The organism is Listeria cornellensis FSL F6-0969, from assembly GCF_000525855.1.
GTDB classification, from domain to species: domain Bacteria; phylum Bacillota; class Bacilli; order Lactobacillales; family Listeriaceae; genus Listeria_A; species Listeria_A cornellensis.
The window spans coordinates 1-22777 of sequence record NZ_AODE01000004.1 but is presented as its reverse complement, the minus strand read 5'-3'; the positions used below and the strand labels follow the sequence as shown (position 1 = coordinate 22777).

Genomic DNA, 22777 nt, shown 5'->3' with positions numbered 1-22777 from the left:
TTGCCCGTTGAATGCTAGATTTGGAAATTCGGATACGTCATAAAAAACATGTATTCCTGCTTACGTGATTGCGAAACATGAGTAAACGCAATGAGTTTTGCCCCATACGCCAGTCCTCTATGCATCGAACAAAAACCGCCTCGCAATCATCTCTTCCAACTCCGCGAACGTGTACTCATAATCCGCCTTACTCCCACCATAAGGATCAGCCACGTCAAAATCATATGGCGAAATCAGCTCGGTTTTCTTATTCGGAAACTTATCCAAAAGCAAACGCCGATGCTGCTCGGTCATCACAAAAATTTTATCCGCCGCATCCACAAGCTCCTTTGTCAGTGATTTTGCTAGGTGATATGTTGGCAAACCGTGCTCTTGTAACACCAACTGGGACTGCATGGACATCGGAGAACCGTGCTGTGCCGCGAGTCCTGCCGAAGTAATGTCCCATTCTGGCTTGAACCACTGTAACATTTTTTCGGCCATTGGGCTTCGGCATGTATTTCCAGTGCACACAAATAAAATATTCATCCTAGCTTTCCTCGCTTTGCTTGATATAATGGCCGCCTGCTGCTTTATCGAGACGATTCATTACCGCTTCACCGATACCATTTTTTGCAAAAGGTTCCGCGTATATAAGCGTTACTGGTGTATGGTCAAATTCGCGAAGTCGGTCGTAAAAACGATAGGCAATCTCTCCAGGTCGCTCTTTACTGCCGAGCACCATCATGTACTCCGATTTCCGCAACTGCTCTTCCAGCTCATCAGAAACGAGCACACCCACGACTTCTCCACGTTTCTCTGCCGTGTCAATCTGCTGTTGAAAAAATGCCGCATCGCCCTCAACGATCCTCACAGGGGCTTTTGGCGCGTAATGCGTGTATTTCATGCCTGGAGCTTTCGGAGCTTCTTGTTGCGCGACTTCTTTTGCCTCAGAAATCACAGGTCCGATCACAGCTTCAATCTCCTCCTGAGATACACCACCTGGTCGCAAAATCGCCGGAACCTCAAGCGTACAGTCAATCACCGTGGATTCCAGACCAACGCCTGTTTTTCCACCGAAAACGATACCCGCAATTCGTCCTGATAAATCCTCTTCGACATGTTCTCCTGATGTCGGACTTGGTTTTCCAGATTGGTTCGCACTCGGCGCAGCCACCGGAATTCCCGCCACTGCCAAAAGTCCAAGCGCAACTGGGTGCTCTGGCATGCGAACGCCGACACTGTCCAAGCCTGCTGTCACGTTTTTTGCAAGTCTCCCAGCTCGTAACGGCAAAATAATCGTCAAAGGTCCCGGCCAAAAGGTACGCATCAATTTTTTCGCATTATCAGGGATCTCCTTAACGAATTCATGTACTTGCGATTGATCTGCAATATGGACGATCAGCGGGTTATCCGAGGGTCTGCCCTTCGCTTCATATATTTTAGCTACAGCTTGTTCATTCGTCGCGTCTGCGCCAATACCATACACCGTTTCAGTCGGAAAGGCCACGGCTTCTCCTGCCTGTAAAAGTTTTGAGGCTTCTATATACGTTTGGATTTCATTTTCTTTCGTTATATGCCAAATCTTTGTTTTCATCAGGAATTGCTCCTTTACATTGCTTTAATCTTATTTTAACGGTTTTGACGCTTTTTTTACAGCGTAAGATCGATTTATTCGAAAATTAGCGATTCATCCACAAAGTTATCCCCAAACTGTGGATAATAACTTTGTCAATGTGGATAACTAATTGTGAACCTGTGGATAATGTGCATAAGTGTGTTGATAACTACGTTTGCTTTATTAAGATTCGATTAAAAAATTTTTTTGCACAAAGTTTTATCCCCAGAGCTGTGGATAATTATAGCCAATAAAAAAGCATCTCCATGATAGAAATGCTTCTATATCAGTTGGTTAGAGCAGATAACCATCCGATCTTTGCCGTTGATATCTTGCTGCACAATTGTCGTTGCCTGTGGAAAACTTTTTTCGAAAAAGGTTTTTTAACGCTTTTACCCTGTGTATAACCGATTTCCATCCCAATCCAGAAGGAGTTATCCACAATGTTCGGTAAACTCCCAATCAGTTGTTCGTAAATTGCCAAACCATCATGTGGCGCGAACAGAGCTAATTCCGGCTCGTGATCTAGAACGTAATCGGACATTTCTGCGCGTTCTGAGTCGGCTATATAAGGCGGATTAGCTAGAATCATATCGAATTTTTCGCCAGTTTCTTGGAAGTAGTTCACGAGATCACTGTGGATAAATCGGACATCTGTTTTTAATCGCGTGTTGTTTTCGGCGGCGACTTCAAGGGCGGGTTTCGAAATATCGGAACCTGTGACGGCTAGCTCTGGAAACATCGCTTGGATGCTGATTGGGATAATGCCGCTTCCTGTGCACACGTCCAGCACGCGTCGAACACGATCAGGATTTTTTTCGATGAATTTTTCCGCGGCGTAGACGAGCTCTTCGGTTTCAGGGCGAGGGATTAGGACGCTTGGATTGACGTAAAAATCGCGACCATAAAAAGGAGCCACTTCTAAAATATACTGAACTGGCTCCCCGTTTATATAGCGCGCGAAATCGTTGTCAAACTGGGCCTGTTCGCTCGAACTCAACTCGCGGTCAGTCGATATCCACAAGTCGGATCGTGTCAAACCGAGTCGTGTTTCGATGATGATTTCGGCGATATTGTTGTCTAATTCTCGTGCGACTAATTCGGCTTTTGCTTGATTTAAAATCTCGGCAATTGTCATCTTACAAACCGTCACTTAGATGATCGAGTCGGCTTGTTTGGTCTTCCATGATGAGCGCGTCGATTATTTCATCTAATTTGCCTTCCATAATCTGATCGAGTTTTTGAATCGTCAAGCCAATGCGGTGATCGGTAACACGGTTTTGTGGATAATTATACGTCCGAATTCGCTCCGAACGGTCACCAGTACCGACCGCCGATTTCCGATGTGTATCATATTCCTCACGCGCTTCACGTTCAAATTTATCAAAAATACGGGCGCGCAAAATTTTCATCGCTTTTTCTTTATTCTTAATTTGGGAACGCTCATCTTGCATCGAAACAACAATCCCCGTCGGAATATGCGTCAGACGTACCGCGGACATCGTTGTATTTACACTTTGTCCACCGGCGCCACTTGAAGCAAACGTATCCGTGCGAATTTCGTTATCTTTAATGTCGATTTCCACGTCTTCCGCTTCTGGCAAAATTGCAACAGTCGCCGTCGATGTATGCGTCCGGCCACCTGATTCGGTCTCAGGAACACGTTGAACCCGGTGCGCGCCATTCTCATATTTCAGGCGGGAGTATGCACCAGCCCCGTTTATCATCACAATAATTTCTTTATAACCACCGATTCCCGTCGCGTTTGCGTCCATAACTTCTGTTTTCCAACCGCGAGAGTCCGCATAACGAGAGTACATTCGGAATAAATCGCCCGCAAATAGAGCGGCTTCATCGCCACCCGCCGCGCCACGAATTTCCATAATAACGTTTTTATCGTCGTTCGGATCTTTTGGAACGAGCAATATTTTCAAACGCTCTTCCAGTTTTGCTTTTGCATCCGTTAGTTCGCTAAATTCTTCCTTCACCATTTCTTTCATGTCGTCGTCGAGCTTTTCATTCATCATTTCGCGCGTTTCAGCAAGCCCCGCGGTCACTTCTTTGTACTCGCGGTATACCTCAACCGTTTCTGTAATACTTGACTGCTCTTTGGAATAGTCTCGCAGTTTTGTCGCGTCGCTAACCACATTCGGGTCACTCAGCAATTCGTTTAATTCATCATAGCGATCTTCCACTGCTTGTAAACGATCATACATTTTGATTCACCTCATTTTTTAGTTGTGAAAAAGTTAAATTTTCGGGTTGGCGTGACATTTTCGGCAAACTGGATAGTAACGATCATTGCCACCGATCATGATCTGGTCGCCTTTATACATTGGTTTCCCCTCTTCGTCGACACGTAAAACCATCGTTGCCTTTTTCGTGCAAAACCAGCATACCGTCTTCATTTCTTCTATTTTGTCTGCATATAACAATAAATATTTGGAGCCTTCGAAAAGCTCATTTTGAAAATCGTTTTTTAGGCCGTACGCGATAACTGGGATGTTTAGCCCATCTGCAATTTCTGCCAACTGCAAAATATGTTTTTTCTCCAAAAACTGCGATTCATCCAGTAAAACGCAATACGGTTTTGGATCCATTTTTGCGACTTCTTCATAGAGATTTGTCGCGGAAAATACTGGTGTTGCCTCGCGTTTTAGCCCGATTCGGCTCGAAATAATGCCGACCTGCTCGCGATCATCGATGCCTGATGTGAAAATCATAACCGGCTTATTCTGTTCCTCATAATTATGCGCTACTTTTAAAATTTCAATTGTCTTACCACTATTCATTGAACCATACCTAAAGAAAAGCTGTGCCATTCTCTCAAAACCTCGCATTCCCATGTTAAAAACTCTTTTTCATTCTATCATAGCGCGGAATAGGGAACAATAGGTATTATCTCAAATCCTTTCGTAAAGCCTATTCTAATCGCATTTTCGGGATTAATTTTATGTAACCTAATTCACCGACATCACATTAAAAAACCGCAAGTAAAGCGCTATTTCATACTTTACTCGCAGTTTCCTTATGAAAATACCGTTGAACCGTTTCCTTCTATATGAAGAGAAAGAACACTCGCTGTTTGATCGAATTCCTTCATTACATGTATCAAGTTTTCACTTTCCGATTTTGGAGCGAATACTAAAATCGTTGGACCCGCGCCGCTCAAACATGCAGCATAAGCGCCATTCGCTTTCGTCAATGCCCGCAATGGCTTCAAATGAGGCACAAGTTTCGCACGATATTTTTCATGCCATAAATCGCGCTCCATCATGTCACCTGCCAGTTTTAGATCATTTTGCAAAAGCGCTGCAATCATCACATTGGCGATACTGCTAGCTTTGACCGCCTCTTTGTACGGAAGCTGATCTGGTAAAACGCCGCGACTTTCACTCGTTAGCAGTACTTCTTGCGGAATAAAAGCGAGTAGCGCACAATCTGGAAAAAGATGCCGTACGTAAAAATCTTCGCCCTCCAGTTTCGCCCCAACAACAAAATTACCGAGCACAGCTGGCGCAACATTATCAGGATGGCCTTCGATTTCCGCAGCAATCTCCACTTTGCGTTCTGGCGTCAACTCCAAATTCGCGAGTATATTCGCAAGTTCGATGCCCGCCACCACGGCCGCTGAACTACTTCCAAGTCCGCGCGCCGCAGGGATATCGCAGAGCATTTTCAAATGATGTGGTTCGAGGTTTGGCGCAATGCTAAGCGCGGTTTCGACGATGACGTTTGACGCATCCATCGGGATTCCGTCGCCTAAATCATGCGCGATATGCCACTCTTTTGCTGGTTCTAAAACTTCTAACGTCAAATATAGCGATAATGCCAGGCCACACGAATCGAAACCCGGTCCAAGATTCGCTGTTGTAGCCGGAACTTGGATGCGAATCATTTCGTCACGCCTCCGCGCAAGTAGTCACGCATCGCGTCCACGCCTTCCACATGCGAAATCGGAACTTCATGTACGCTCATCGCCGTATCTGGATCTTTCAAACCGTTTCCAGTGAACACACAAACGACCGTCTCGCCTTGCTTGATTGCGCCACTTTTCACGTGTTGAATCACGCCCGCAAGTGATGCCGCAGAACCAGGCTCAATGAAGACACCGTCCTGTGCCGCGACTTTTTTGTAGGCATTCACAATCTCGTCATCTGTCACCGAATGAATATAACCCTTCGACTCGTCACGCGCGGCCTCAGCTAACTCCCAGCTCGCAGGGTTACCAATCCGAATCGCCGTCGCAATCGTCTCAGGATTCTTAATCGGCGCGCCTTGAACGATCGCCGCTGCACCTTCCGCTTCAAAACCATGCATCCTCGGCAAACCAACGCCAAAATGTCCGTCCCATTCCTTAAAACCTTTCCAATACGCCGAAATGTTCCCCGCGTTCCCAACCGGAATCGCAAGCACGTCTGGCGCTTTCCCACCCAATTGTTCACAGACCTCAAACGCCGCTGTCTTCTGGCCTTCCAAACGGTACGGATTCACCGAGTTAACCAGCGCTACCGCCTCCGTTTTCGCAAGTTCACGAACCGCGTCCAAAGCCTCATCAAAGTTCCCCTGAATCGCGATAATATCCGCGCCATACATCACGGCCTGCGCCAACTTACCAAGCGCCACTTTGCCATCTGGAATCACGACATATGCCTTCATTCCCGCACGAGTCGCGTACGCCGCAGCTGCTGCCGACGTATTTCCCGTCGAAGCACAAATGACCGCCGTCGCGCCCTCTTCCTTCGCCTTCGCAACCGCCATCACCATACCGCGATCCTTAAACGACCCCGTCGGATTCAAGCCTTCATATTTCCCATATAACGTCACGCCAAGTTCCTTCGACAAATTCGGCAATGGAATCAAAGGCGTATTCCCTTCCGCCAAGCCAATCATCGGTGTTTTATCCGTAATCGGTAAATAATCCTTATATCGTTTCAATAATCCTTCGTACATCCTTATCCCTCCACCACTTTATATTTCGCTTCCACTTGCATTTGCGGTTCCAGCTCCACTTTTTCAATCGCTTGTTCCAGTTGCGCTTTGCTCGTCACATGCGTCACCACAACAACCGTCGCCGTAAATTCGTCCAGCGGTTCCTGCAAAATTTTATCAAAACCGACGCCCGCCTCCGCAAAAATCTGCGTTAACTTAAGGAACGTTCCCGTCTTATCATCCATCACAATTCGCAAATAATACTTCGAGAAAATCTCATCTGGCAACGTCTGCTTTGTATCATGCTTGTAACTATTAAACGCGTTTCCATTAATGCCTAACTTACTATTCTTCGCCACCATGATAATATCGCTGACAACACTCGTCGCTGTTGGTAATTCCCCAGCACCAGGCCCGTAATACATCGTTTCACCAGCCGCAGCACCCGTTACAAACACCGCATTATTCTCGTTGTTCACGCCCGCCATCGGATGATATTTCGGCAAGAGCACCGGTCCAACACTAACTGCCACCGAACCATTTCGCTCCTCCGCCGTACCGACCAATTTAATCACGTATTTCAATTGTTCCGCGACTTCCATATCACGCGGCGCAATCCCACGAATCCCAACCGTATCCACGTCCGCCAAGTCCACGTTCATCCCAAAAGCCAAACGCGTCAAGATGACCATTTTGCGAGCCGCATCAATCCCGTCCACATCATTCGTCGGGTCAGATTCCGCGAAACCTAAGTCCTGCGCCTCTTTCAAGACACTCTCATAACTCCGCTTCTCCGTTTTCATTTTCGTCAACATGAAGTTCGTCGTTCCATTGACGATTCCCATTACCTTCTGCATCTTATCCGCCGCAAGCCCGTTCACAATCGTCCGTAAAATCGGGATGCCGCCAGCAACACTTGCTTCATAGAATAGATCACATTTATTCGCTTGCGCCACAGCAATCAATTCATCACCATGTAACGCAATTAAGTCCTTGTTCGCCGTCACCACATGTTTCCCAGCCTTAAGCGCCTGTAAAACATATTCCCGCGCCGGTTCGATACTTCCCATTACTTCCACAACAACCGCAATATCCGGATCATTTAGAATAGCAGCTGGCTCCGTGGTCAAGCTAAATCCTTTCGTTTCGTACCGACGATTTTTCTCTAAGTCGCGCACAAGAACCGTTTTGACACTTATTTGATAGCCTGTCATCTGACTAATTTTCTCCGCATGTTCCTCTAAAATGTGAATGACACCACTACCAACCGTTCCAAATCCTAAAATCCCAACTTCTAATTTCGCTTCCACTCGCCAACCTCCTCAGTTCTAAAACAATGTAATTATTGCTTATTATACGCAATTTCCTTCTATAAAGCAAAGGGTTATTTGACATATCTGAATATTCGTTTAGACAGCGGTTCACAAGGCTGCCCAAAGCACTAAAAAAACACCCATCCTATCCCGCGCACAAATAAGTACGCCGTTATAAGACGGAGTGTTTCCTAATTCTAAAATCAACGCATCGTCACAAATTCCTCAGAACCCGTCGGATGAATCGCAACCGTGTTATCAAAATCAGCTTTCGTCGCGCCCATTTTCATAGCAACCGCAAAGCCTTGAATCATTTCATCAACGCCCGTCCCAATCCCGTGTAAGCCCACCACTTTTTCATTGTCACCAGCACAAACGAGCTTCATACGGCACGGCTCGCGATGTTCCGTAATCGCCGTATACATAGAAGTAAACGAAGAAGTGTACACCTTAACTTGCGTCTCACCGTACTTCTCAATCGCCTCCGGTTCCGTCAAACCAACCGTCCCAATCGCAGGATGGCTAAAAACAACCGTCGGAATTAGCGAATAATCCAAATGCTCGTCTAATTTGCCATTAAACAAGCGCTCCGACAAACGTCTGCCCGCCGCAATCGCGACTGGTGTCAATTCAATATGACCTGTAATGTCCCCAACCGCATAGATTCCCGGAACCGCCGTATTTTGGTATTTGTCCACTTTAATGTAGCCTTTTTTATCAAGCTCCACCGCCGTTGCCGCCAAGTTCAGCGTCTCCGTAACCGGCGTCCGACCAATCGCCCAAATCAATTTATCCACCGTCTGCGTCCGACCATCCTCCAAATGAAGCGTCACCGAACCGTCCTCATTTTCCGTCACCGCTTTTGGAATCGCCTCCGTGTGAAGCCTTGGCCCCTGCTCCTTCATAACCTCCACCAGCGTATCCACCAGCAACGGGTCAAAATTCCGCAACGGCGCGTGCTTGCGAACAAACAAATGCGTCTCCACACCAAATCCCTGCAAAACGCCCGCCAGTTCCACCGCAATGTATCCCGCACCGACAACCGCCACGCGCTTCGGCAACTCCGTCCATTCAAAAAAGCCATCCGAATCCGTCCCCAATTCCGCACCAGGAACGTCTGGCCAAGCAGGTTTCCCACCAGTCGCAATCAAAATATGATCCGCCGTATAACGCGTTCCGTCAACCTCAATCGTGTGCTCATCCACAAACGACGCATATCCTTTTAAAATATCGACCTTATTATGATCAAGTCCGCGCTGATACGAACCATGAATCCGCTCAATATACGCCTCCCGATTCTCCACCAATTTCGCAAAATCAAACCGTTCCTGCTTCACATCAAAACCATAATCTGGCGCATACTTATGCATTGCCTCAGATATTTGCGCCCCGTACCACATCACCTTTTTCGGAACACAGCCGACGTTCACGCACGTGCCCCCAAGATGTTTCGGCTCTACAAGCGCACATTTCATCCCATAACTAGCCGCTCGATTCACGGATGAAATCCCACCACTTCCGCCACCAATCGCTATATAATCATAATGTTCCCTCAAAATAAACGCCTCCTTCATTACATTAACTCTACTCATCCATTAATTCTACCTCAGACCTAGCAGAAAGAAAACTATTCAGATTACGAGTTCTACTTCCAAAATATATGAAATATGTAACAAAGTATTCACAACTACATCAAAAAAAAGCGGAAATATAGTGTTTTTATTGTTAAACAAAGACGATATACTAAGTAGGTGAGTTAGCAAACAGCTAATATCAACAACAATTTCAGGAGGATTTTATAAATATGAATAAACATTTAAAAAAAAGCCGCGACAACACTTCTGGTGGCCAATGTACTAGCAACATCCATTATTACAACTCTACCGCCGGTACAAACACACGCCGCGGAAAACAAATTAAAAACAACAGCAGTAGCTGATACAGCAAAATTAAATCCAATTTTCATGGATGACACCACCATTACTGGAACAGGAACACCAAATTTAACGGTTACAATAACACTATTTGACGTAGCAAATAGAGCTAAGTATGCAACAAAAACGGTAACCATTGACGCTGCAGGAAAATTCAGCGCCGATTCTACAGGTTGGGTGTGCTACAATCCGGATAATTCTATTTTGACTGGAGTAACAACAATCCTGATGGCAGATATTTACAACGTAGGTCTATCATCTACAGGTCCTTCTCTCGATTTAAGAGCAGTAGTATCACATTACCAACTAGCACTAGATGCTACTAAGAACCTCTTTATTTCTAACAACCCTGTAAATGATATTAAAACGACAACGGATCAAGCCGCAGTCGATGCAGCACAAGCACTTGTTAACCTTGTAACAGATGCGTCACAAAAAGCAGCCTTACAAAAAGATATCGACAAAGCACAACAACAACTAACAGATAGTATCAAGTGGGCAACGACAGCGAAATTTAATCCGATTTTCACGGATGACACCACAATTACCGGAACAGGAACACCAGATACAGTGGCCATGGTAAGATTATATGACTTAACTGGAGTTCTATATGCCGATAAAATGGTAAATATTGATGCGACAGGAAAATTCAGCACCGACTCTACAGGTTGGGTGCGCTACAATAAGGATGGTTCTGTTTTGACTGGAGTAACAACCATCCAAATAGCAAATCTTAAAGGCGCGCGCGTAGCAGGTGCTCCCGGTACTCCTTCCTACTATGATACAGTAAACGTATTATCACATTATCAACTAGCACTGGATGCTACTAACAACCTCTTTATTTCTAATGACCCTGTAAATAATATCAAAACGACAACGGATCAAGCCGCAGTCGATGCAGCACAATCACTTGTTAACCTTGTAACAGATGCGTCACAAAAAGCAGCCTTACAAAAAGATATCGACAAAGCACAACAACAACTAACAGATAGCATCATCAAGTGGGTAACAACAGCGAAATTTAATCCGATTTTCACGGATGACACCACCATTACTGGAACAGGAACACCAAATACAATGGCTAGAATAGTACTATACTTAGCTGGAGAGAAGTACGCCGATAAAACGGTAAACATTGATGCGACAGGAAAATTCAGCACCGATTCTACAGGTTGGGTGTGCTATAATAAGGCTGGTTCTGTTTTGACTGGAGTAACAACAGTCCAGATAGCAAATCTTAGCGGCGCGCGCGTAGGAGATCAAACTAAAACTTTCGATTCAGTAAACGTATTATCACATTATCAACTAGCACTAGACGCTACTAACAACCTCTTTATTTCTAATGACCCTGCGAACCACATCAAAGGTACCACAGACCAAGCCGCAGTCGATGCAGCGCAAGCACTTGTTAACCTTGTAACAGATGCGTCACAAAAAGCAGCTTTACAAAAAGATATCGACAAAGCACAAGCAGAAATCAACGCAACCAGTCAATTAGCCATCGCTACAGCTACTGTTAACGCATTATTCGCTGATGCACCAACTAACAGCGTACTAAAAGACACAACAACGCAAGCCATGATTGACGCAGCAAAAGCACAAGTAGACGCTTTACCAAGCTCTGTGACTGAAAAAGCAAAACTAATTGCAGACGTTAATAACGCAGATTCTCTATTCAACAAAATTGCTGCTACAACAATCAACACACTTACAGCTGATTCTACAAGCGTTTCTGGTAAAGGTGAACCTAACAGCGCGATCGTTATCAAAAACGGCTCAACAACGATTGCTTCTGGTAAAACAGACAGTGCTGGTAACTACAGCTTCATCATCGCGAAACAAGCTAGTGGCGCAACAATCGTAGCAACTGTAACGAAAGCGTCAAACTACCAAACATCTAGTGCAAGTACTGTCATTCCAGACAACTCTCTAGAACTTGCAACAGACGCTGTCAACGCTCTATTCGCAGATGCACCAACTAACAGCATTCTAAAAGACACGACAACACAAGCCATGATTGACGCAGCAAAAGCACAAGTAGATGCTTTACCACGCACAGCACCAGAAAAAGCAGAACTAACAGCAGATGTTGCAAAAGCAGAAACATTATTCAACCAAATTGCCACAACAACAATCGAGAATTTAACAACTGATAGCACAACAGTATCTGGTAAAGGCGAACCTAACAGTGCCATCGTTATCAAGAACGGCTCAACAACAATCGCTTCTGGTAAAACAGACAGCGCTGGAAACTACAGCTTCATCATCACAAAACAAGCAGGTGGTTCTACAATCACTGCAACCATAACAAAAGCATCAAACAGCAAAACATCAACAGCAAGCACAACGATTGCAGACGATAGCATTACGCAAACAACGATCGGTGCGCTAACAACTGATTCTACAAGCGTTTCTGGTAAAGGCGAACCTAATAGCGCCATCGTTATCAAGAACGGCTCAACAACAATCGCTTCTGGTAACACAGACAGCGCAGGAAACTACAACTTCATCATCACAAAACAAGTGGCTGGTTCTGTTATCACAGCTACTGTAACAAAAGCATCAAACAACAAAACATCAGCAGCGAGTATTTCTGTTGCTAGTGTTGCAGTAGATTACAGCCTTACTGCAAAAGCCTATAAGGTCGGCGATGCCAATCTTACTGGTACCTATGGTAAGAATATCTCGAAAGTTCGTCTATTCGTCAACGGTACAGTAGTCACTCAAGCAACAACAGCAAGTGGCAGTTACACTTTCAAAGACATCAGTAGCTTCATCACAAAACCAACAGACAAAGTCGAAGTAGTTGGTGTTGACGGTTCTTACGTTGAACGTGCACGTATAGCTGTTGCTGTAACTGGTGATCCTATCTATGATTACACACTAAGTGCGAATGACTATACACTTGGCTCAGCTACATTAACCGGGAAATACGGTAAAGATGTATCGAAAGTTCGCCTATGGGTAAACGGTGTTGCTGTATCACAAGCTGTAACCAATTCAGATGGTACCTATACATTTGATAAAGTTCCAAGTTTTATTAAACTAACAACTGATAAAGTGGAAGTTGTCGCGGTAAATGCAGCATACAAAGAAGTAGCTCGTACTGCTGTCGTGACAAAAGGATCATCTATTTTAGACACAAGTTTAACAGCTGCTCCATACGCCAAAGGTAGCGCAAACCTAACTGGTACATTCGGCAAAGATATCAGCAAAGTTCGTCTATGGGTGAATGGTGTTGTAGTACAACAAGCTAGCACATCTAATGGTGCCTATACATTTACCAACATTTCGAAATTCATCGTTAGCAAAGACGATGTAGTCGAAGTAGTAGGTGTGGATGCTCAATACAACGAACGCAACCGTATCACCGTAACAAAAACAGGTTTTGAAGTATTAGACAACGCCTTGACAGGTCCAGCAACCTTTACGTTGGATACTGGTATCACGAGTATCACAGGAAACTACGGCGCCAATGTCTCGAAAGTCCGCCTTTCTGTGAACGGTGTAATTGTCAAACAAGCATCAACAGCTAGCGGTGTGTATACATTAGCCGGTATCAGTACACTTATCACAAAAACAACAGACCTTGTCGAAATTGTTGCGGTAGACGCGCAATACAAAGAAGTCAATCGTATCGCAGTTTCTGTACAAAATAACCCAATCGTGAAAGACTACAGCCTAACAGTAAATCCGTATACGATTGGTAGTCGTTCTGTCACAGGATCATTCGGAGCAGACATCGCGTATGTTCGTCTTGCAATCGATGGTGTCAATGTGAAAACAGCTATACTCAGCAACGGGACCTATACAATCAATGGTGTAGACGGTGTCGTGATTGACAAATCGCATACAGTAGAAATCGTGGCAACAGACGCGAAATACAAAGAAGTGAAACGTATTACTGTTTCAGTAAACTAAGTACCATCAGACTTAAAGATATGATTAAATAAAAATGTTGGTATGGCTCTCATAGCTATACCAACATTTTTTATTATACGGAATCAAATAAAAAAGCCACCCGAGGGTGACTTTTTTATTTGATTCCGTATTTTTTGTTGAAACGATCGACACGTCCGTCGGCTGTCGCATGTTTTTGTTTACCAGTATAGAATGGGTGAGAATCAGAACTGATCTCGACACGTAGTAATGGATACTCGTTGCCATCTTCCCATTGAATCGTTTCGTTCGAGCCCTTAGTAGAACCAGAAAGAAATTTGAAATCTGTACTAGTATCAAGAAATACCACTTGACGGTATTCCGGGTGAATTCCAGCTTTCATTGTTTTCAACTCCTTCGCCCTGAATCATCTGAAACAGAGTAATTTCTGCACAATTGCACACAGTAAACTCATTATACCAATGCTTTTCTATTTTAGCAAGGCTTATTTTTTAAACATTTCGGCTTGAATCACTTCGAAAAAATCGGCGTTCGTTGGTGTCTTTTTCAGATAGCGAATAAAGCGTTCGGAGATGTCTAATGCGTCACCTTGAATCGGCATAATTTTTCGGATTTTCCATAGTTGCTCTAAATTTTCTTTTGGAAGTAGTAGCTCTTCTTTACGCGTTCCTGAACGGCGAATATCAATTGCCGGGAAGACACGGCGCTCTGCCATCGCGCGATCAAGATGAAGCTCCATATTTCCTGTTCCTTTAAATTCTTCATAAATAACGTCATCCATCCGCGAACCGGTATCTACAAGCGCTGTCGCCAGAATCGTCAGGCTTCCACCTTCTTCGATATTTCGAGCGGCTCCGAAAAAGCGCTTCGGTCTGTGGAATGCCGCTGGATCAATACCCCCCGAAAGCGTTCGACCACTTGGCGGAATAACAAGATTATAAGCTCTAGCCAGACGCGTGATACTATCCATTAAAATAATAACGTCGCGCTTCTGCTCTACAAGCCTCATCGCCCGTTCTAAGACAAGTTCCGCTACTTTGATATGATTTTCCGGCACTTCATCAAACGTCGAGCTAACAACCTCTGCTTTGACAGAGCGCTCAATATCCGTTACTTCTTCTGGACGCTCATCAATAAGTAGCACGATCAGCTCTGCGTCAGGACTGTTTTCTGTAATCGCATTTGCAATCTCTTTTAAAAGAATTGTTTTACCCGCTTTAGGAGGAGCAACAATAAGTCCACGCTGCCCAAAACCAATAGGCGCAATCATATCAATCATTCGCGTTGAAATCGGTTCTTGTCCAATCTCCATACGTATTTGACGATCCGGGTAAAGTGGCGTTAAACCAGGAAAATGAACACGGTCTTTCGCAACTTCCGGATTCTCACCGTTTACCGCTTCAACATGCAATAAGCCAAAATAACGCTCATTTTCTTTTGGAGGACGAACCTTTCCTGAAACTTTGTCACCTGTTCTCAGATCAAAACGTCTAATTTGGGAAGCCGATATGTAGATATCTTCGGAACTCGCAGAATAGTTGATGGGGCGCAGGAAGCCAAAACCTTCCGAGGCAATGATATCAAGAACGCCTTCCATAAAGAAGAAGCCTTGTTTTTCAGCACTTGCCTTTAGCAGGGCAAAGCTGAGTTCTCTTTTAGTGAGCTTGCTGTAGTAGGGAATCTTATGTTCCTTTGCAAGCGCATAAATTTCTTTAATTGTCAGTTTTTCCAGATAGGAAATGGATATGTCCGGCATATAATTTGACCACCTTTTGGATTTTTTGTAAAGAGGATTTTAGGAGAGATGAGGATTTAAGCATATTACAAGGATTCACCAACTTATGTTTCACCGCCGTCTCACAAGCACCCGGCAAACCTCAGCGGAGCGACAAGGGCCTAGATTCCAGGCTAAGCCGAGCATCGGAGCGGAGTGTACTAAAGTACATGAGCACCGAAGCACAGGCTTAGTCAGACTGCAAAGGTAAGGCACCACCAACCGATGTTTCAACACCCTCTCATGACCTCCCGCCAAACCTCAGCGGAGCGACAAGGGCTTAGATTCCAGGCTAAGCCGAGCATCGGAGCGGAGTATACTAAAGTACATGAGCACCGAAGCACAGGCTTAGTCAGACTGCAAAGGTAAACACCACCAACCGATGTTTCAACGCCACCTCATGACCTCCCGCCAAACCTCAGCGGAGCGACAAGGGCTTAGATTCTAGGCAAAGCCGAGCATCGGAGCGGAGTGTACTAAAGTACATGAGCACCGAAGCACAGGCTTTAACGACGAAGATAAGTGCTTGTCGCTCCGCTGAAGACTAGACTAGACGATTTCGGAGGCTTGAGACACCTTACAAATATCAGCGCCAATACCTTCTAATTTCTCGATTATTCTTCCGTAGCCTCGTTCAATATGTTCGATGCCATGTATTTCGGTAGTGCCATCAGCAGTGAGGCCTGCTATAACAAGAGAAGCACCGGCGCGCAAATCGGATGCCGTTACAGTGGCTCCTTTTAGCTGGGTTGGTCCAGTCACAATGGCTGCACGACTTTGAAGTTTGAAGCGACCACCCATACGTTTTAGTTCATCGATATGTTTAAAACGGCTTGGATAAATGGTATCCGTTACGACGCTACTTCCGTGGGCGCCGGCTAACAATGCGGTCATTGGTTGTTGCAAATCGGTTGGGAAACCTGGATAAGCGTAGGTTTTGATATCTACTTTTTTCAGTGAGCCACTTTTGCCAATGTAAGCAGAATCTTCATCCATCTCAATGGATACACCCGCTTCGACGAGTTTCGCTTTTACCGCTTCCATATGGGCTGGAATGATATTTTCGACCTTTATTCCAGAGCCCGCTGCAGCCGCAAGAATCATGAAAGTTCCTGCTTCGATACGGTCAGGAATAATCGTGTGACGACATCCGTGAAGTTTTTCAACGCCTTCAATGCGGATGGTATCCGTTCCTGCACCTTTTTATTTTTTGCCCCCATACTTGTAAGCAGGGTTGCGACATCGATAATTTCTGGTTCCTTGGCTGCGTTTTCGATAACTGTTTTACCAGTCGCTTTGACGGCGGCAAGCATGATATTGATGGTTGCACCGACGCTAACGACATCCAAATAAATACGAGCACCTTTAAGCTCATCGGCACGCAAGTAGATAGCGCCTTGCTCATTTGTTACAGTAGCGCCTAGTGCCTCGAATCCTTTAATATGTTGGTCAATCGGACGCGGGCCTAAATAACATCCACCAGGAAGCCCGATAACCGCTTTTTTGAAACGGCCTAGCATTGCCCCCATGAGATAGTAAGAAGCGCGTAATTTTTTTTACATTGCCGTTTGGTAGTGGCATATCAATTAAATTAGACGGATCAATTGTCACGGCATCAGTATCAGCATGAATTGTTCCTCCAAGTTCTTCTAAAATGGCATAGAGTGTGTGTACATCGGATATATCGGGTAAGCCTTCAATGGTAACATCTGAATCGGCCAGAATTGTAGCAGGAATAAGCGCCACAGCACTATTCTTAGCCCCATCCACACGCAATGTCCCAGTTAGCTCTCTTCCACCTTTTATTACTAATTTCTCAGTCATACCGTTCCTTCTTTCTCATTAAAAAGATTTCACTTGTTGCTAATTATCCCTGATATTGAGGAAATTTGCAAATCGAAAAGCTGAAAGAGCCCGTTAGCCTCGATAGAAATTGTTAGGGGGCGCAGTGAAAGTCCTCTTTTGACTTTTACGGATTCCACGAAATTTCCGAGAGGCTGGCGCTTGAAGCTAGATCCGGAGGCGCTGAACATGATTCCACACATGGATTACATACTCACTTTGTTCTCATGCATATTATGGCTCTAATTCAGCACACTTCGCTTCTTAAAACTCAACCATCCAAATCCACATCATACAAATAATCCAACTGTTTTCGCTGCGATGAGGCCGGTGCCATGCGCATTGCCACATTCCGCGCCTTGCAAATAAACGACGCCTCCAACTGTCCAACTTTTCCAATCAGCCGTGAGCGCTCTGTAATTTTCTTCGTTCTTCCAACCCTAACTTGACTGAAAGCCTCAAAAGCCTGCTCTACATTATCGCTTTTTTTTCAACCAGTTACGCAAAATAATCGCGTCTTCCATCGCCTGAGAACCACCTTGTCCTAAATTAGGAGTCATCGCATGTGCCGCATCACCGATTAAAACAACGCGACCTTTTGCAAAGTTTTTCATTGGCTCCAAATCAAAAATATCACCGCTTATTATTTTATCTGGATTTGTAGCCTCCAAGACTTCCTGAATCGGCTTATGATAGGATTCAAAGCGCCTTACTAAATGGGATAATTCGTATGTTTGATGTACAATGCTATTCTCCGATGCTGCAGCTACCGCAAACCAATACGTTTCTTGATTCGCTAGTGGCACAATTCCGATACGGCCTTTTGTGCCCCACGTTTCTGTGAATAGTTTTTGGTCGGCATCTTTCGGCCATGTTTTAGCAATTCCGCGCCAACACGTGTAACCTGCATAACGAAGCGGTTGTTTTCCAAAAATACTATCCCGCGCGACAGAATGAATCCCATCTGCAACGATTGCATAATCCCCACTAATCTCAGAGCCGTCCTCCATTTTCAACACGATACCCGAATCATCCTGCGTCAAATTGCTACATTTTCTGCCCAATTTTAACGTACCTACTTCCAGAGAGCCTAACAAAATTGCCTGCAAATCAGCTCTATGTATCGCATAAATCGGAAAAGCTAGTTTTTCATCAGCTAATTTCGTAATAGGTTTTCCAGCCTCATCCACGATAGCGATTCCTTTCGAACTAACATTCCCCATCGCTTTTACCTGTTCAGCCAAACCTAGTTTTTCAAGCGCTGCCATACCATTCGGTGCAACCGTAATTCCCGCCCCAACTCGCTTCACTTCCACCGCCTGCTCAAAAATTTCTACAGAAAAACCTGCTTGTTGCAACGCTATCCCTGTCATCAATCCAGCAATTCCGCCACCAATAATTAAAAATTTATCTGCCATTTTCCACGCCTCTTCTCTTGTATGCGTTTTCTTTTAAGTTTATCAAGCTTTGTTACAATTGGGTATCGGACTTTTGGTTTATGTATTTAGGCCGACGTTATAGTACAGCATCAACAAAAACAACGAGCCGAATTTTCAGCTCGTTGTCCGTAACTAAGTATAAAATTATGCTTTGCCGTTTGATCCAAATTCTTGAATCTTAGCAACAACTGTTTTAACAATCGCAGCTTGACCAGGTCCGATAACTTTACGTGGATCGTAAACTTTATCATCTGTAGCTAATTTTTCGCGAACAGCGGCTGTCCATACAATTTGGCATTCCGTGTTAACGTTAATTTTGCTGTGACCGTGCTCGATTGCTTGTTTGATTTGGTGTTCAGGAATTCCAGAACCACCGTGAAGTACTAGAGGAGCACCTGTTAATTTCGAGATTTCTTCCATTTCTTTGAATCCAAGAACTGGTTCGCCGTGGTAAGGACCATGTACAGAGCCTAATGCTGCAGCAAGTGCATCAATGTTAGCTTCTTTAACAACACGTAGACATTCAGCAGGATCAGCATAGTTGATTCCACCTGTTACGCCGTCTTCTTCGCCACCAACAGTTCCAACTTCGGCTTCAACAGAAACACCTTTTGGATGAGCGTAGTCAACAACTTTTTTAGTCATTTCAACGTTTTCATCGATTGGGTGATGAGAACCATCAATCATAACAGATGAGAATCCTGCATCGATTGCAGCTTTACAAGAATCAAAAGATGAACCGTGATCCAAGTGAATGGCAACTGGTACAGTGATTTTTAGGTCATGCATAAGTCCTTCAGTCATTTTAACTACTGTCGTAAATCCACCCATGTATTTCGCTGCTCCTTCAGAAACACCAAGGATTACAGGGGCTTTTTCTTGTTCTGCAGCTTCTAAAATAGCGCGAGTCCATTCAAGGTTGTTGATATTGAATTGACCTACAGCATATTTACCAGCTAACGCTTTGTTCAACATTTCAGTCATACTAACGATAGGCATAATACATTTTCCTCCTCAGGAATATAAGAGGTCTTGTGCATACCTCGAGTAAATCGGCGGCAAGCGTTCGCATTCCGCCAGTTTCGCAGACTTCCGGTTCTCACATACACAAGTATGCTCCGCTTCCGGCTTCCACAAAACTGGCGAAATACAAACGCTTTCGCTCGATTTGTGTGAAGCCTAGTTTACGTCCTACCCAAAAAGAATCCAGGCTTGGCGTTCTTTGGCTTTGTTCGAGTTTGCTCCAGACTCTTACAAAATTTGATTTCTGCTGTGAAAAATAACGGTTGCTATTTTTCCTAACACTGTAATAATACCAGATTTGTGAGTAGTTTACCATAGTGAAGGTCGATATTTTTGATGTAATCGTTTTATTTCTGTAAGCGATGCTCGATTCGAGTTGCATCTGCCAAAATTGCCAATCTTTCTGGTAAAACTTCCAATCTATATGGTGTCTCGCCTCCATATACACCGTCATAACTTATATTCAGACTCGTATCGCATTCGATTTCTGCGTATTTTGTTCTGACGTATATCACATCTTCGCTTTGGAGATGAGAACCTTTCTTAATAGAAGCAAGCAACTTAAGTAGTTGTATCGGTGAAATTTTTTTTCAAGATCAGTAAATCCATGTAACCATCGTTCAATATGGCTGGTGGACAAAGTTTTTCCATACCTCCAACACTGTTTGTTAACGCGCCAAATAACAGCAATATTTTCCCTTCAAATACGCCTTTATCGTGTGTTATTTTTACTTGTTTTGGTGTTAATTTCGGTAATAGCTTTATTCCGCTAACTAAATAGGCAAGGCGTCCGATTTTGTTTTTCATAGATTCTTTGACGGCATACGTGATTTCTGTCATTTTTCCGCCAGCAGCATTGTTGATGAAATATTGATCGTTCGCCTGTCCCACATCGACTTTTACCGTTGCGCCTGTGGCAATGATATGCAAGGCTTCCACCGGATCTTTTGCCATCCCTAGTGCGCGCGCGAAATCATTCGTCGTTCCAACTGGTAAAACGCCAAAAATTGGTTGCGTTGGCGCTTGCATTAAACCATTGACAACATCGTTTACCGTACCGTCTCCACCAGCCGCAATAATAAATTCAAATCCGTCCAATACGCCTTGCTTCGCGATTTCCGTCGCACTCTTCGCTTGTTCTGTCGTTGGAATCAAAGTGACGCCAAACCCCGCCTCTTCTAAAACTTGTTCTGCAACCGGCATTAGCTTGTGAAACTTGCGCTGCCCAGCAACAGGATTGTAGATGATTAACATTCGCTTTATCAACTGTTTTCCCCTTCTCTCATGCAGTGATAATATTAGTTTCTTATTTTCCTTCTTTCTTGTCAAACTGGGCGCCTCGAATAGCCATTTTCCATGCAAAAATTTGTACGCAGAATGTTCTATTTTTGAAGTTAAAGCGCATACAGGAACATTATCGTTGTCATATTCTTTACTAAATGACTTTTTTGACGCCATTTAGACATAAAATTGTAGGTAATTTGTCAAACTTTAAATCAAATGTCCTGAAAGTATTGATACGACTCATTTTCCCGTCATATTCTCTAGTTACATTCGCTCAAATTGCGCCCAAGATAGGGAAACTCTATTGACTCTCTTCTTGATTTTCTACATAATAGGAGTATTCTTTGTGTACATCGGGAATAGACTGAAAGCATCCACGTTTATACCAGGTACTTTTTATTCAAAGGGGACTTTTTAGAATGGAGATGGAAAATTGAAGACTTTATTAAAATCAGTTATTGTGACGGTCGGACTTACAACTGTTGTTTTGCCGATATCAGTCCTTGCTGATGAACAACAACCTGCTGATATTAGCGCAGTCACTGCGAAAGATGGTTCACAAACGATTGATGATGATTCAATCTACGTACCAAAAGCAGAACGGGAAGGTACATTTACTGGTGATTTACATGCCGACGAGGATCAGGACGCACCTATTCCTGACCGTAGTAGAGTTTTTAAACGCAAAAGCTGCCTATCCAAATGTGAACAACTATATCAAATCAAATAATTTTACAACCGCAAAGTTGAGTAGCCAAATTAAGTCGCAATTTACGAAATTCAACTATCGCAATGGTTATGGCAAGCCAGAAGGTGTTGTTTTACACGAAACAGCTAATCCTAATTCAACGATTCAGAACGAGATTGACTACATGAGTGGCAACTGGGAGAACGCTTTTGTGCATAGTTTTGTCGATAAAGGCAATATTATTCAAATTCACCCGACCGATTATGGTGTTTGGGGTGCAGGACGTTTTGCCAACGCTCGTTTTGTTCAGTACGAACTGGTGGAGCATAACACTTTTGATGAATTTGCCCGCTCGATTAATAATTATGCCTATTATACAGCCTACATCCTAGATAAATATAAATTACCGATTGATAGCGCTGAAACAGATGGCGTCGGAACGGTTTGGACGCATAACGCGGTCAGTAAATATCTTGGCGGCACAACGCATACTGATCCTATTGGTTATTTTAACAAATGGGGCTACAGCTATAATGAGTTCCTAACACTCGTGACTGAGAAATACAACGCGATGAGTAAAGATACGATCCTTTCTAACACACCATTCGCAGCTACAACTTACGCCAACGTTAAAACAGCGGCTGGCAATACGGTTTGGTCAGCACCTTTTAATACAGCTGGCTCAGTCAAAGTTAATCCTCTTTCCTCTTATACTGGGAAAAATTTAAAACTATTACGTCAAGCAAAAACGCAAAGTGGTACGTGGTATCAATTTAGCATTGACGGAAGGGCTATTGGTTGGGTGGAGAATAAAGCTGTAACTATTCTTTACACACCTAGTATGGAAAAACCAGCGAATTTAACGCGCTATGTCAGTGTCCCTAACGAATCTGTTTACTATTTTCCAGTTGCTGATTCCTCCATGCGTAGAGGAAACTTAACTGCCTATACCAACAAACCTTTGAAAGTCCATAAACAAATCACTATCAACGGGACACTATGGTATTACCTTATCAACAACTCTGAACTCGTTACTTGGGATCGTGCATCC

Annotated in this window: 15 protein-coding genes and 3 pseudogenes; 3 read left to right on the top strand and 15 right to left on the bottom strand. The window is 44.1% G+C overall.

Features of this window, described 5'->3' with window-relative positions; genetic code table 11:
• Nucleotides 1-117: 117 nt before the first annotated feature.
• From PCORN_RS00585 to gorA, 9 genes and pseudogenes are all read right to left on the bottom strand, one after another.
• Entirely contained in the window at nucleotides 118-528 is a 411-nt protein-coding gene (locus PCORN_RS00585; RefSeq protein WP_036076628.1) for a low molecular weight protein arginine phosphatase, read from the bottom strand.
• A 1-nt stretch (nucleotide 529) separates the two neighbouring features.
• Entirely contained in the window at nucleotides 530-1576 is a 1047-nt protein-coding gene (locus PCORN_RS00580) for an L-threonylcarbamoyladenylate synthase (protein ID WP_036076621.1), read from the bottom strand.
• A gap of 302 nt (nucleotides 1577-1878) precedes the next feature.
• Nucleotides 1879-2735 (bottom strand): annotated as a pseudogene (gene prmC / locus PCORN_RS00575) (peptide chain release factor N(5)-glutamine methyltransferase).
• A gap of 1 nt (nucleotide 2736) precedes the next feature.
• The gene (prfA, locus tag PCORN_RS00570) at nucleotides 2737-3813 is read right to left on the bottom strand and encodes a peptide chain release factor 1 (RefSeq protein WP_036076619.1); all 1077 of its coding nucleotides are present in this window, start codon (nucleotides 3811-3813) and stop codon (nucleotides 2737-2739) included.
• A 33-nt stretch (nucleotides 3814-3846) separates the two neighbouring features.
• On the bottom strand, nucleotides 3847-4419 hold the full coding sequence (locus PCORN_RS00565; RefSeq protein ID WP_036076956.1) for a thymidine kinase: 573 nt from the start codon (nucleotides 4417-4419) through the stop codon (nucleotides 3847-3849).
• A gap of 206 nt (nucleotides 4420-4625) precedes the next feature.
• The gene (thrB, locus tag PCORN_RS00560) at nucleotides 4626-5492 is read right to left on the bottom strand and encodes a homoserine kinase (RefSeq protein ID WP_077913744.1); all 867 of its coding nucleotides are present in this window, start codon (nucleotides 5490-5492) and stop codon (nucleotides 4626-4628) included.
• Complete coding sequence (gene thrC, locus PCORN_RS00555) at nucleotides 5492-6550, bottom strand: threonine synthase (protein WP_036076614.1); 1059 nt, start codon at nucleotides 6548-6550, stop codon at nucleotides 5492-5494. The genes thrB and thrC overlap by 1 nt, the downstream gene beginning before the upstream one ends.
• A 2-nt stretch (nucleotides 6551-6552) precedes the next feature.
• The gene (locus PCORN_RS00550; RefSeq protein ID WP_036076612.1) at nucleotides 6553-7839 is read right to left on the bottom strand and encodes a homoserine dehydrogenase; all 1287 of its coding nucleotides are present in this window, start codon (nucleotides 7837-7839) and stop codon (nucleotides 6553-6555) included.
• A 206-nt stretch (nucleotides 7840-8045) separates the two neighbouring features.
• Nucleotides 8046-9398, bottom strand: coding sequence for a glutathione-disulfide reductase (gorA, locus tag PCORN_RS00545; RefSeq protein WP_036076610.1), 1353 nt, complete (start codon nucleotides 9396-9398; stop codon nucleotides 8046-8048).
• Nucleotides 9399-9686: 288 nt separating this feature from the next.
• Here gorA and PCORN_RS00540 point away from each other — a divergent pair, with 288 nt between their 5' ends.
• On the top strand, nucleotides 9687-13697 hold the full coding sequence (locus PCORN_RS00540; RefSeq protein ID WP_036076608.1) for a toxin Cry1Ac domain D-VI-related protein: 4011 nt from the start codon (nucleotides 9687-9689) through the stop codon (nucleotides 13695-13697).
• A gap of 115 nt (nucleotides 13698-13812) precedes the next feature.
• Here the strand turns inward: PCORN_RS00540 and PCORN_RS00535 are convergent, their stop codons facing one another.
• The 6 genes and pseudogenes from PCORN_RS00535 to PCORN_RS00510 form a co-directional block, all read right to left on the bottom strand.
• A complete protein-coding gene (locus PCORN_RS00535; protein WP_036065627.1) occupies nucleotides 13813-14058 on the bottom strand; it encodes a type B 50S ribosomal protein L31 in 246 nt (81 codons plus the stop codon).
• Nucleotides 14059-14160: 102 nt separating this feature from the next.
• Nucleotides 14161-15432 (bottom strand): transcription termination factor Rho, encoded by a 1272-nt coding sequence (gene rho / locus PCORN_RS00530; protein WP_036076606.1) that lies wholly within the window; start codon nucleotides 15430-15432, stop codon nucleotides 14161-14163.
• 567 nt (nucleotides 15433-15999) lie between these two features.
• A pseudogene (locus tag PCORN_RS00525) lies at nucleotides 16000-17274 on the bottom strand (UDP-N-acetylglucosamine 1-carboxyvinyltransferase).
• A gap of 494 nt (nucleotides 17275-17768) precedes the next feature.
• A complete protein-coding gene (locus PCORN_RS00520; RefSeq protein ID WP_051999143.1) occupies nucleotides 17769-18710 on the bottom strand; it encodes an FAD-dependent monooxygenase in 942 nt (313 codons plus the stop codon).
• A gap of 165 nt (nucleotides 18711-18875) precedes the next feature.
• A complete protein-coding gene (fba, locus tag PCORN_RS00515) occupies nucleotides 18876-19730 on the bottom strand; it encodes a class II fructose-1,6-bisphosphate aldolase (RefSeq protein ID WP_036076603.1) in 855 nt (284 codons plus the stop codon).
• A 371-nt stretch (nucleotides 19731-20101) separates the two neighbouring features.
• Nucleotides 20102-21008, bottom strand: a pseudogene (locus PCORN_RS00510) (diacylglycerol kinase).
• A gap of 463 nt (nucleotides 21009-21471) precedes the next feature.
• Between PCORN_RS00510 and PCORN_RS19935 the strand changes: the two are divergent.
• Together PCORN_RS19935 and PCORN_RS00505 are read left to right on the top strand one after the other, a co-directional pair.
• Nucleotides 21472-21768: a hypothetical protein gene (locus PCORN_RS19935; RefSeq protein WP_051999142.1), complete on the top strand. Its 297-nt coding sequence runs from the start codon at nucleotides 21472-21474 to the stop codon at nucleotides 21766-21768.
• Between the two features lie 16 nt (nucleotides 21769-21784).
• The coding region (locus PCORN_RS00505; protein WP_241433029.1) for a GW domain-containing glycosaminoglycan-binding protein at nucleotides 21785-22777 on the top strand (993 nt) is incomplete at its 3' end.

What these genes read in the sequence shown, in the direction of transcription:
- fba (WP_036076603.1), bottom strand. Translation starts at nt 19,730, where the DNA reads ATGCCTATCGTTAGTATGACTGAAATGTTGAACAAAGCGTTAGCTGGT.
- thrC (WP_036076614.1), bottom strand. Translation starts at nt 6,550, where the DNA reads ATGTACGAAGGATTATTGAAACGATATAAGGATTATTTACCGATTACG.
- PCORN_RS00565 (WP_036076956.1), bottom strand. Translation starts at nt 4,419, where the DNA reads ATGGCACAGCTTTTCTTTAGGTATGGTTCAATGAATAGTGGTAAGACA.
- PCORN_RS00520 (WP_051999143.1), bottom strand. Translation starts at nt 18,710, where the DNA reads ATGGCAGATAAATTTTTAATTATTGGTGGCGGAATTGCTGGATTGATG.
- PCORN_RS00585 (WP_036076628.1), bottom strand. Translation starts at nt 528, where the DNA reads ATGAATATTTTATTTGTGTGCACTGGAAATACATGCCGAAGCCCAATG.
- prfA (WP_036076619.1), bottom strand. Translation starts at nt 3,813, where the DNA reads ATGTATGATCGTTTACAAGCAGTGGAAGATCGCTATGATGAATTAAAC.
- rho (WP_036076606.1), bottom strand. Translation starts at nt 15,432, where the DNA reads ATGCCGGACATATCCATTTCCTATCTGGAAAAACTGACAATTAAAGAA.
- PCORN_RS00580 (WP_036076621.1), bottom strand. Translation starts at nt 1,576, where the DNA reads ATGAAAACAAAGATTTGGCATATAACGAAAGAAAATGAAATCCAAACG.
- PCORN_RS00535 (WP_036065627.1), bottom strand. Translation starts at nt 14,058, where the DNA reads ATGAAAGCTGGAATTCACCCGGAATACCGTCAAGTGGTATTTCTTGAT.